The following is an 11,475-nucleotide window of genomic DNA, read 5'->3' as shown; positions in this document are numbered from 1 at the left end:
GGTCTTTACGGTTGTACTTTCTAATCCATTCATTAATGGTGGTTGGTGCAATTCCATAAGCCTTACCTAATTGATACTTGTTTAATTTTCCAGTTGTAAGTTCGTCTAAAATTTTCAGTTTAAAAGGTTCTGAATACCGTCTGATAACTTTGTCATTTTTGTACATAATGTTTAAAATTATGTAGCCTTTATTCAGGACGGGTCATTTGAATAGAGACTTGAACATCATATCAAAAAAAGATAGTGGAAAGACATTAGCAAGTAAAATTATATTACTAGCTGGTATTATTATCTCGTCTATTCCCTATGGAATATATTTTGGTTGGCTCTTTTTTATTGCAGGTATAATTTTAGTTTGGAACAGCGATTTAATAATTAAACATAAATGGTATTGGACTATCATCCCATTATTCATTTGGTATCCAATAATGTTTTTATTTTTTTTCTTAATCCCAACTCTCTTTTTTTGAAATGAACTATAAGCAAATAGTACAATATGGAGTTCTGATTTTTGGAGCAATAATTCTAATCGGATTAGTGCTCAAAGGAAACATATCTCACGAAAAATTTGATTCTGAAAAGTGGAAAAACTGGACAGAAACTGAATCGGAACTGTCACTTCGTTGGGATATGATGAACAGTTTGAGAAATAATCACGAACTGATTGGTAAGACCAGAACGGAAATTATAGAACTATTGGGAAAACCAGATTCAGAAACCAAAATGGACTTTAGATATTATTTAGGAATGTCAAAACACGGGATAAATACTGGAAGTTTGACTATCAAGTTTAACGAAAATAGAATAGTAACTGATTTTTCAGTTTGGCAAGGATAAAATGGTTTTCAAAAAAGAAACAAAGGACAACGAACTTTATGTTTATATGAACGGAAAATTGATTTATAAAAAGTGGTTGAATACAGGAGAATCGAAAGTGTTTGACTTAATAGCTTATGACAAGTACACTCTGAAATCAATAAATGAAAAAGAATAAAAACTGCTAACAACAAAAGACATAAACCATAGCTCCCTAGGGCATTTAAGAAAGTTTTTTCCTATTTTTAAAAAATAGAAAAACAAAAAGGGATGGATTGAAGCTACGGTTCATATCCAGACCGTTAAGTAAAAAATTCATTGAAATTCAAAACACAAATAAAAATATTATCTCGTTTCACACAATTCCAACTGAGCCATATAGTTTGAGGCCAAAGTTTTTATGGCATGGTTAAAATGGTTTTTTATGGCTTCCAAGCTTTCGGTTTCTAAAGTCTCCGTGCTGCTGTTGACAGTTAAGACCTCATGTTTGCAATTACAAATATCTAAAGTGCTGTTATAGGTTTTTACGTTTAGAGCTATGGCATTTTTGTAAGATTGAATTAGCTGCTTCTTTTTTAAAGAAAGTTCCTGTTCCTGTTGCTCTGCCAATTTGGCCTTTATCTCCTCTTCCTTTTGTTTTAAGGCTTCTTGCTGTTGCTTTAATTTTAGCTGTTCTTTTTCTAAATCGGAAAGAATGCTGACCTCCGCTTGGGTTTCAATAGGTTCGGTGTATTCGGCAACCGAGCATTTGTCAATTTCAATAACACTTTCCTTGCTTAATTCTCTGGCTTGCTTTACAAAAAAGCGCCCATCTTCATAGGTAGTAACACCGTCTACCTTTGCCAATAGGTCAATGCTTTTATTGGCCAATGTTAAGGCCTTGTCGCAACCGCAATCTCCTAGAGTGTTTTTGGACAGTTTAAAAGATTTTAAAGAGCGATCGGCATAATATTTTAAATGACTAATATTGTTGGAGTCATAAGCATCCTTGACATGCGAATAAGCATTAACAAGATACGCATTGGCTTCATCACAGTTGGGTTGTGCATAACCAATAAAACAAACTAACAACAGGAGAAATAAATAAAAAGTTTTCATTTAGATTTGGTTTCATTACATAAATAGGTAGGACGAATGTAATAAAAACAATACACTTTTATGTGCAGTTCATCGAAAAGTTAAAACAAACTATAGCATTATTTTTTTAACCATAGGATTTATTAACTAAAGACTATCAATTAGATAAATTATAAAACCGTTTGTATTTTATATATTTAAACCTTTATAAATGATGAAAAATGGATGAATATAAAGTAAGCTCAAAAATCACTTTAAAACATCTTAAAACGAAAGTTATTATTGATGATGCCAAACAGCAGCTTAAGGTAATTAGGAAGCAACTTGGTGATTTACAGAATACCATGTACGCCCATAACAAATATGCTGTTTTGGTGTGTTTGCAAGGAATGGATACTGCGGGCAAGGATAGTTTGGTACGTGAAGTTTTTAAGGATTTTAATGTTAGGGGGGTTAATGTGCATAGTTTTAAAGTGCCTACCGAATTAGAGTTAAGCCATGATTATTTATGGCGCCATTATATTGCATTGCCAGAACGAGGCAAGTTTGGCATTTTTAATCGAACCCATTATGAAAATGTTTTGGTGACCAGGGTGCATCCTGAGTATATTTTAGACGAAAATATCCCGTCGGTCAATTCGGTTGACGATATAAATGAAGCCTTTTGGGATAAGCGTTTTGAGCAGATCAATAACTTTGAAAGACACCTTGCAGAAAATGGAACTCTTATTTTTAAATTCTTTTTAAACCTGTCTAAAAGTGAACAGAAAAACCGATTATTACGCCGATTAAACAAGCAGGAAAAGAACTGGAAATTTTCGCCGGGAGATCTTAAGGAACGCAAGCTTTGGGATAATTATCAAACGTGTTACGAAGACGCTATTAATAGAACCTCAAAACCATATGCACCTTGGTATACTATTCCAGCCGATGACAAACCAACAGCACGTTATTTAGTGGCCAAAATTTTATTTGATACCTTAATACAGTACACCGATATTAAAGAACCAGAATTAGACGACAATATTAAAGCAAATATTGCCTTTTACAAGGAACACTTACAAAATGAATGACAAGTTTTGTGATTTCTTTTAGAAATGATAGGTTTATAAATAATAGATTTGATATTTCAAAAACACACCCATTTATGAGATGTATTAGAACCGCTATTTTAGTCTTTTGTGTATTGTTTACAACCAACCTGTTTTCACAAACGGATGAGGAAATATTTAAAAACATTTATAAATCGTCATTAACTAATGGTAAGAGCTACGACTGGTTAAATTACCTTTCAAATCAAATAGGTAGTCGTTTGTCTGGGTCTTTGGGTGCTGAACGAGCTGTGGCTTATACCAAGCAAGAACTTGAAAAACTTGGGTTGGATAACGTGTGGTTACAGCCTGTAATGGTGCCAAAGTGGGTTCGGGGAGCTAAAGAATATGCTTATATTAAGTCGGCAAAAGGAACCACTACGGTTAATATTTGTGCTTTGGGTGGTTCTGTTGCTACACCACCACTTGGTTTAAAATCAGCTGTGGTTGAAGTTCATGATTTTCAGGAACTGAAAGCCTTGGGTAAAGAAAAAGTGGAGGGTAAGATTGTATTTTACAACCGCCCCATGCAGCCTGATGTAATCCAGACATTTGAAGCCTATGGTGGCTGTGTCAATCAGAGATACGAGGGGGCTTTACAAGCTGCCAAATATGGAGCAGTTGGCGTTATTGTACGCTCGATGAATTTAAGATTGGATGATTTACCCCATACTGGAAGTATGACCTATGAGAATTTACCCGTTGATAAGCGTATTCCTTCGGCAGCTATAAGTACCAATGATGCAGAACTATTAAGTACTATGTTAAAATTGGATCCATCAATTGAATTCTTTTTTAGGCAAAACTGTAAGCAATTAAAAGATGTACTGTCTTATAATGTTATTGGTGAGATTACAGGTAATGAATTTCCAAATGAGTATATGATTGTTGGAGGACATCTAGACTCATGGGATTTAGGAGATGGTTCTCACGATGATGGTGCGGGTGTCGTTCAGTCTATGGAGGTATTGCGGCTATTAAAGGAAATAGGCATTAAGCCAAAGCGTAGTATACGGGTTGTTTTGTTTATGAATGAAGAGAATGGTTTACGCGGGGGCAATAAATATGCCGAAGAAGCCAGGCAGAAAGGAGAGAACCATGTATTTGCTCTTGAGAGTGATGCAGGTGGTTTTACGCCTCGTGGGTTTAGTTTTGATTGCACCGATGCAGCCTTTAATCAGGTTTTGAGCTGGCAGCATTTATTTAAACCTTATTTAATTCACTTTTTTGAAAAAGGAGGTAGTGGTGCAGATGTTGGCCCTTTAAAAACCAATGCAAATGTGTTGGCAGGATTAAGACCAGACTCTCAGCGTTATTTTGATCATCACCATGCTAGTAACGATACTTTTGATGCTGTTAATAAGCGTGAACTGGAATTGGGTGCAGCAACAATGACTGCTTTAGTATATTTGTTCGATAAGTATGGTGTTAAAACAATGGTTAATCCGTTAAAAAATTAATAAGGATATGGAATTAAAAAAAATTAAGAAACCCATTTTACCAATAGCTTTAATGCTAACGGTGTTTGTTATGGCGCAGCAAGATGAGAAATTACCTTATTATGAAATTCCTCAACATGCCGAAAGTTATACCGCAGGAACTGTAGCTTCAAGAATGGTTGACGGCTTGGGGTTTCGTTACTATTGGGCAACCGAAGGATTAAGGCCAGAGGATTTAAGCTATAAACCAAGTGAAACTGGTAGGACTACAGAGGAAACTATAGACCATATTTTAGGTTTATGTAATTTTATTTTGGGGAATATATCTGAAGATAAGGGTAGGAGTGAAAAAAAGGAATTGACTTTTGAAGAAAAACGGAAACAAACCCTTTTAAGTATTAAGAAGGCTTCTGATATTTTAAGACAAATGGAAGATTTATCGAAATTCGATAACGACAGATTCCCATTTTGGAATATTATAAATGGACCTATAGCTGATGCGTTGTGGCATTGTGGACAAGTGGTTATGCTAAGAAGGGCTTCAGGAAATCCGTTTAATTCTAAGGTTAATGTATTCTTTGGTAAGCTAAGGGAATAACTTAAATTTGTTTAAGATTCTGTCAACTAAATTTTGTGCACTGTAACTATAACCTAAATTTGTTGATGGTGTAGAGGCTTATTTTTATCACTTAGCGGCTCTTTTAGAAAAATCTTGCATATTTGATAATGGCCATTTCTATAACCTGTAATCAATAGGTTAATATCGTTAGGTGACCAGACAGGTAAAATATCCTCAACGGCGTTATAGGTGACTTGAGTTTTATGTCTAGCATCGTTATGCATGATGAATATTTCAGAATGCGTCATATCATCAACCTTAGCAGAATAAGCAACTCTTGTACCCCTAACATTAGACCAATTAGGGTATTCACTATGGTCTTTAAAATAACTAAGCCTATCTCTATCTTTAGTGATTATATTGTATGTATAAATAATGTTGCTTTCGCCCTGTGTATTTCTGTTGGAATAATAAATAACATTATCTCCTCTTGGTGTAAAGTTTGGGTAGAGGTTAATGTGTTTGTTTGAAATAATTTTTTTTAAGCGTTTTCCCTTATTAGAGCACATATAAATATCAAAAATATCGACACGTTCTTTGTGGCTAAACACGACTTGAACACCATTTGGAGCAAATCGGGCAAAGGATTTATGCCCTTCTAAGTTTATAGGAACTTTATCTATTGTATTGGTTTCAAAGGAATAGGTGTAAATTTCGGATGTGCCACTTCTATCAGACTCAAACAGTACTATGTCTTTGTAAGGATGCCATGATGGACGCCTATCATTAGCATTGCTTTTAAATAATGGTTTTTGGTGTTCACCATTTTTATCCATGGTGTAGATTTGCCAATGCCCATCACGGTTCGATTCAAAGACAATTTTAGAACCTTCTTTGTTGTAACTGGCATATCTATTATGAGCTTTGGTGTTGGTAAGCAATTCTTCTTTATAACCCAATTTCTCTTGTCCAAAAGTAGCAAGGGTAATACATGTATAAAGTAAACAAGTTGTTTTTTTTAGCACTTAAAAAATAATATGAGATTATTCACTAATATAAACATTATCTCATAAATGGTATATATGAGCTTATTAACTTTTCTTTAAAAGCCAAATACAGAGGTATATAACGCCTAAAGGTTATAAAAGCAAGACTCACAGTATTTTGAACTCTGTTGGTTTTCTATTTTGAGAGTAACATAACCAAATTACAACTAATGATACTAATGAGTAAATAATTAGCATAGCTCCAGTAGGAATTGCAGCTAGTTAGACCAAAATAACAGCACCCACAATAATGTTATTGGTGTTGGCAGAAAGACCTAATACGCCCACACTATGTTTTAATCCTTCGTATTTTTGAATCATAAAGGGTTGTTATAAATAACTTAACCACCATTTGTCTTTGTTGTTTGCCTTGTATATCATATACTTTTTACAAGGTATATAGAGTAACATAACGATGACTATCCATACAATATATGTTGTAAAAAGAGAATAACCATATTTTGCTAATCCTCGCAGATGGTTTCCATGTATAGAAAGTAATAATTCTATACCATTATCATTATATAAAATAATACCTATAATGGCTGTAGTATGTATTACGAATACATGCAAAAAATAATAGAATAATGGCACACGCCCAAAAACCAAAAAGAAATTAGATATCCTATTCTTAACATTTTCAATACAATATAAAAACAGTAATGAAGGTCCTATTGTAATCAAAAGATATGATAGGGAAGGTGGATATTTGGTCACATTAAAGAATGATAAAATGGTTTTTGTTGATGTATCTTGATGGCTCCAAGGTACCAAGTCGCCATAACTGTTTATACTGCGTATGATAAAAAAAAATATAATGGCCCCAACTCCAAAACGTAGTAACCATTTTTTTCGTTTTTCCAAACTACACCCTTTTGTAAATAATGAACCTAAGCAATAACCTAAAGCAATTAATCCTATCCAGGGTATAACAGGGTAAGCAAAATATATAAACTTATCGCCAACAGTAATTCCATTGGCTTGGTGAAGCATGTACCAGATAACCGACTTTAAACTACTGCCTTGCATGGTTATATTGTCTAAAATATTATGTCCAGAAATTAATATAAAACCAATAATTGCAATTAGTTTTCGAGGTAAAAAAACAAGAAAAGATAGACAAACCATACTCGAGCCAATGGCCCAAATAACCTGTAAAACAACAAAACTATAGGAAAGATCGAATGTCCAATTAAGACTATTGAGTATAATCTCTAAGATGATTAGCCATATACCTCTGGTAAATAGAAATATAAACAGTTTAGGCTTGGTTTTATTGCTGCCATATAAAAATGCAGAAGTACCCGCTAAAAAAACAAATACTGGGGCACAAAAATGAGTAATAAATCTAGTAAAAAATAAAAAAGGTGTTGTGGTTTCAATATCTGTAGGATCGTGGATAACAACGTCGAAATGAAAATAATCCCTAACATGGTCCAGGGCCATAAGGACCATAACCACCCCCCTTAGGATATCTATAGATTGAATTCTAGTTGATTTAACCAAAGTCATAACCCAAATTAAATTTATAGGTAGAATAAATTATTGTTCCCAAATATCATTAAGATTTTTATTATAAAACGTTTATTGGGTCATTGCATCGGAAATACCTTTAGTATCTGCAAATTGTTGGAAGGAAATTATTTTACCATTTTTAAGTGTCCATAAATGCGCCATTTGCAGATTTATAACAGCTTCATTTTTTTTGTGTTTGGCCTCATACCTCCCAGATGCCAAGACTTTATTGTTGGTCATTTCGTGGAATTCTAGGTTAGATAGGTTCCAATATTCCCAATCGTTCATAATCCTGGAAAAAACACCATCTACGACAGCATTAAATCCCTTATATGGATTTCCATCGGCATAAGGAAAATTTTCAGCTTCGTTCCATATTAAATTTTCATCCATAACTGCCCCAACAGATTCAATATCTCCCTTAGCAAAATTGTCGTAAAGTGTTCTAATGGTTATAACGTTGTCTGGGTTTAAAAATGGATCTAGACCAAGTTGCCCCATAAAAACTAGGTTATCCATAAAGTCCTGTTCTTGGGCAATCTTTCCATCCTTCATTTTTACAATAGTGCTACCTTCTATGTCTACGGTTTTTCCAGTAGCAGGAATACCAAAGAAATCTCCAGTGTGCGTTCCTTTGTAATGCCAATGCTTTACGATTTTATCTCCTTGCCCGAAAACATCTATAATAGTAAAGGACACATCAGAGAAGCCATTAATAAAGTTCGAATAGTAGGCCTTAAAATCTTCAATCCCAACGACGTTTTCAGGACTTGTAATGAGTGTAATATCCTCAGTAAAGTTTAAGAGGTTAATTAGGTCTAAATTGCCATCATTTATAATATGATCCCAGGTTTCGGTGTACATTTTAATATTGTTTTCAATTTTAGAGTCTTTACAAGAATGCATAGGAAACAAGGCTAAGAAAATAAAAGAGGTAATTAATTGTTTCATTTTGTTTGGTTTTAGTTTGTTATTGGTTTCGGTTATTAAGTAATTGATGTATGAATTATTATGAATGATTCTGCTTTTGTAATTGAATTTAATGAAATAGATAAAAATGGCATTAAAGTCTTTTTGATGTTACAATTTTTAAAGTCTTAGGGGAGTAGGATTACAATTTGGAAAAAAATTAAAGACAAAAAACCATTTTTAATATTAGTCAATGGTAGAAAAAAGAGCCATACCTTTAATAGAGTATGGCTCTTTATATATCAAATTATTTAAGGGTTTACCCCATTTTACCATTTACAATTCCAACTACGGCTCCAGTTATAGCTCCCATAACAACCATTATAGCAATATCAAGTCCAACCATTTGATAAGTAACATCAGAATTCATTGCTAATTGAAAAAAGTCAAAATAAAGTGCTATGAATAATGAAATGATGGCGCCAGCTTTAGCACCAGTACCTCCTGTTGAAATCTGTGCCCATTGACCAAAAATGTAAGCCATGAACAAGCCAAGAGACAGACATCCTAAAAATATCATAAGCATAGTTGTTGAGTTTTCTTCTGGTTGTGGAAAGCTGTCCTGGAATAACATACCATAAAAAACCCAACCTAAAAGAAAGTTAACTACAGCGCCAGCTATACCAGCTGCCAAAAATTTTTTTGTTTTCATTTTAATAAATTTAATTAGTTAGTTGAAACTAAATGTATGAAAAAAATGTTAATTCATTAAATTATGTTGTAATTTTTTAATGAATATCTATTAATAAAGAGGTGTTGTTGAAAATAATTAAACCATGAATTAGTGTTTAAGGTCTGTAGATTTGTTCTACTAAATCATTGTATTTTTCAATAATCACCTTACGCTTCATTTTTAGAGTTGGTGTTAAGTGTCCAGCATCAACAGACCAAACATCGGGAGTCAACTTAAAGCGTTTTATTTGTTCCCATTTACCAAACTTTTTATTGCATATGTCAATCTCTTTTTGGATTCTAGAGCATACAAGTTCAGTATTGATTATGTCTTCATTAGTGCCTCCGATCTTATGATGTTTTCTTTCAATCCATTCTTCTAAGAATTCGAAATTGGGTTGTATTAGGGCAGCTGGCATTTTTTCACCTTCACCAATTACCATTACCTGTTCTATAAAACGAGATTGTTTTAATTCGTTTTCAAGCAGGGTAGGGATAATATATTTTCCGCCAGAGGTTTTGAACATCTCTTTTTTTCGACCGGTTATCTTTAAAAAACCATCTTTGTCAATTTCTCCTTTATCACCAGTGTGAAAGTAATCTCCGGTCATTACCTCGGCAGTTTTTTCTGGGTCTTTGTAATACCCCATCATAATGTTGGACCCTTTAACTAGAATCTCACCATCATCAGCAATTTTAACTTCAACTCCATCTATTGGTTTGCCAACAGTTCCTACTTTATAGTATTTATTGGCAATCATGCCTACAGAAACAACAGGAGACGTTTCGGTTAAACCATAGCCTTCCATAATATGCATGCCAGCTGCACCAAAAATTCGAGATAACCGTGGTTGTAATGCAGCACTACCAGAAACCATGGTGGTTAATTTTCCACCTAAAGCAGCTCGCCATTTTTTAAAAACGAGTTTATTGGCAATGCTTAATTTAAATTCATAAAACCATCCATTTTTACCATATGGTTCCCATATTTCACCCAAACCGACCGCCCAATAAAACAGCATTTTTTTTATACTGCCTAATTCCTCTGCCTTTGCCATTATTTTGTCGTATACCTTCTCCAGGAGCCTGGGAACTACACTCATCATATTGGGTTTTACTTCTTTGGCATTGTCTCCAATTTTGTCAAGGGCTTCTGCATAATATATGGATGTACCAGCATGCTGATACACATAAATAAGAACACGTTCAAAAATGTGACAAATTGGTAAAAAGCTAAGTACACGGGTTTCTCCTTTAGACAGGGGTACTCTTGGGGCGCTATTTAAAACATTACTGGTTATGTTCCAATGGGATAACATAACCCCTTTTGGTTTTCCTGTAGTCCCAGAGGTATAAATAATAGTGGCTAAATCATCCTTGTTTACTTCAGCTTTTCTCAATTCAACAGCAACTTGGTTGGAATTGTCTGCTCCAAGATCAAATAATTCAGAATAGTGTTTTTCACCATCTATAAGGTCAAACGTATAAACAGCTTTTAATTTTGTATTACTTTTAACTTTATTTATTTTTTCAATTACCTCAATATCTGAAACAAAGCAATAAATGGACTCGCTATGGTTTAGGATATATTCATAATCTTCAGAACTTATGGTTGGATATATAGGTACGTTTTGAGCTCCAATTTGAAGCACCCCTATGTCCACAATATTCCATTCGGTTCTGTTCGTTGAAGAAATAACCGCAATTTTATCATCTTTTTTAACACCTAATTTTATAAGAGCTCTACTTATGGCATTTGCTTGATCTATATACTCCTTGGTTGATGTTTTTACCCATTCACCATTGTATTTAGTAACCAAAGCTGCATCGTTTGGGCAATGTTCTAATTGGTAATAAGGAAAATCAAAAAGTCGTGTAATAGTTGTCATTCGAAATTTTTAATGCGTTGATGCAAAGTATGAAATTTAAAACCGATTTTCAAATAAGCAGTATTAAAAAGGTATTTAGGGTAAGCTTACGGTTAGACTTAAGGTTAAGATGAATATGTGAAATAGTTTTTTGAAAATATTTTTATTCATTTTAAATTTTTGTGAAAAAAGAATAAAAACAAACTGAAAACTATCATTCTATATAAATAAAATGAGCTTTCGTTGCTATATATTCTATAATTAGAGTAAAAGTTTAAATAATTGTTTTTTTTGATCTAAAAACTCAAACGTTTTCGTAATGTAAAAACGCTTCAATCCATTACTGTTATTGAGTTTACTGACTTTTGTCAGTTTTATAATCTGTATTTGAAAGTACCTTTGAACAGTTAATTTTTACAAAGA

The 11,475-nt window shown here is 33.5% G+C and carries 10 protein-coding genes; 4 read left to right on the top strand and 6 right to left on the bottom strand.

Annotated elements, in window-relative coordinates:
• The first annotated feature begins 471 nt into the window (after window positions 1-471).
• Window positions 472-837, top strand: coding sequence for a hypothetical protein (locus K7G79_RS10890; RefSeq protein ID WP_223551610.1), 366 nt, complete (start codon window positions 472-474; stop codon window positions 835-837).
• Window positions 838-1,161: 324 nt separating this feature from the next.
• Here K7G79_RS10890 and K7G79_RS10885 read toward each other — a convergent pair whose 3' ends face one another.
• The gene (locus tag K7G79_RS10885) at window positions 1,162-1,914 is read right to left on the bottom strand and encodes a hypothetical protein (RefSeq protein WP_223551609.1); all 753 of its coding nucleotides are present in this window, start codon (window positions 1,912-1,914) and stop codon (window positions 1,162-1,164) included.
• Window positions 1,915-2,114: 200 nt separating this feature from the next.
• On the opposite strand from K7G79_RS10885, the gene K7G79_RS10880 reads away from it, so the two are divergent.
• From K7G79_RS10880 to K7G79_RS10870, 3 genes are all read left to right on the top strand, one after another.
• Entirely contained in the window at window positions 2,115-2,966 is an 852-nt protein-coding gene (locus tag K7G79_RS10880; protein ID WP_223551608.1) for a PPK2 family polyphosphate kinase, read from the top strand.
• A 74-nt stretch (window positions 2,967-3,040) separates the two neighbouring features.
• Window positions 3,041-4,444 carry a M20/M25/M40 family metallo-hydrolase gene (locus tag K7G79_RS10875; RefSeq protein ID WP_223551607.1) on the top strand — a complete coding sequence of 468 codons (1,404 nt, stop codon included), beginning with the start codon at window positions 3,041-3,043 and terminating at the stop codon, window positions 4,442-4,444.
• Window positions 4,445-4,451: 7 nt separating this feature from the next.
• A complete protein-coding gene (locus K7G79_RS10870; protein WP_223551606.1) occupies window positions 4,452-5,021 on the top strand; it encodes a hypothetical protein in 570 nt (189 codons plus the stop codon).
• A 53-nt stretch (window positions 5,022-5,074) separates the two neighbouring features.
• Here K7G79_RS10870 and K7G79_RS10865 read toward each other — a convergent pair whose 3' ends face one another.
• From K7G79_RS10865 to K7G79_RS10845, 5 genes are all read right to left on the bottom strand, one after another.
• A complete protein-coding gene (locus K7G79_RS10865) occupies window positions 5,075-6,007 on the bottom strand; it encodes a hypothetical protein (RefSeq protein ID WP_223551605.1) in 933 nt (310 codons plus the stop codon).
• Window positions 6,008-6,358: 351 nt separating this feature from the next.
• Entirely contained in the window at window positions 6,359-7,540 is a 1,182-nt protein-coding gene (locus K7G79_RS10860) for a DUF1624 domain-containing protein (RefSeq protein WP_223551604.1), read from the bottom strand.
• A gap of 72 nt (window positions 7,541-7,612) precedes the next feature.
• Window positions 7,613-8,494 carry an ester cyclase gene (locus tag K7G79_RS10855; protein ID WP_223551603.1) on the bottom strand — a complete coding sequence of 294 codons (882 nt, stop codon included), beginning with the start codon at window positions 8,492-8,494 and terminating at the stop codon, window positions 7,613-7,615.
• A gap of 277 nt (window positions 8,495-8,771) precedes the next feature.
• Complete coding sequence (locus K7G79_RS10850) at window positions 8,772-9,164, bottom strand: hypothetical protein (protein WP_223551602.1); 393 nt, start codon at window positions 9,162-9,164, stop codon at window positions 8,772-8,774.
• A gap of 136 nt (window positions 9,165-9,300) precedes the next feature.
• Entirely contained in the window at window positions 9,301-11,073 is a 1,773-nt protein-coding gene (locus K7G79_RS10845; RefSeq protein ID WP_223551601.1) for a long-chain fatty acid--CoA ligase, read from the bottom strand.
• Window positions 11,074-11,475 lie beyond the last annotated feature (402 nt).

It is taken from the genome of Aestuariivivens sp. NBU2969 (genome assembly GCF_019931125.1).
Lineage (GTDB): Bacteria > Bacteroidota > Bacteroidia > Flavobacteriales > Flavobacteriaceae > Aestuariivivens > Aestuariivivens marinum.
Note: the sequence above shows the minus strand (reverse complement) of the source record. Positions and strands in the feature narration are given on the sequence as shown.

Bases quoted from the DNA above. Each gene is read 5' to 3' on its own strand.
- K7G79_RS10855 (WP_223551603.1), bottom strand. From the start codon at position 8,494: ATGAAACAATTAATTACCTCTTTTATTTTCTTAGCCTTGTTTCCTATG.
- K7G79_RS10860 (WP_223551604.1), bottom strand. From the start codon at position 7,540: ATGACTTTGGTTAAATCAACTAGAATTCAATCTATAGATATCCTAAGG.
- K7G79_RS10880 (WP_223551608.1), top strand. From the start codon at position 2,115: ATGGATGAATATAAAGTAAGCTCAAAAATCACTTTAAAACATCTTAAA.
- K7G79_RS10890 (WP_223551610.1), top strand. From the start codon at position 472: ATGAACTATAAGCAAATAGTACAATATGGAGTTCTGATTTTTGGAGCA.
- K7G79_RS10870 (WP_223551606.1), top strand. From the start codon at position 4,452: ATGGAATTAAAAAAAATTAAGAAACCCATTTTACCAATAGCTTTAATG.
- K7G79_RS10845 (WP_223551601.1), bottom strand. From the start codon at position 11,073: ATGACAACTATTACACGACTTTTTGATTTTCCTTATTACCAATTAGAA.
- K7G79_RS10875 (WP_223551607.1), top strand. From the start codon at position 3,041: ATGAGATGTATTAGAACCGCTATTTTAGTCTTTTGTGTATTGTTTACA.
- K7G79_RS10850 (WP_223551602.1), bottom strand. From the start codon at position 9,164: ATGAAAACAAAAAAATTTTTGGCAGCTGGTATAGCTGGCGCTGTAGTT.
- K7G79_RS10885 (WP_223551609.1), bottom strand. From the start codon at position 1,914: ATGAAAACTTTTTATTTATTTCTCCTGTTGTTAGTTTGTTTTATTGGT.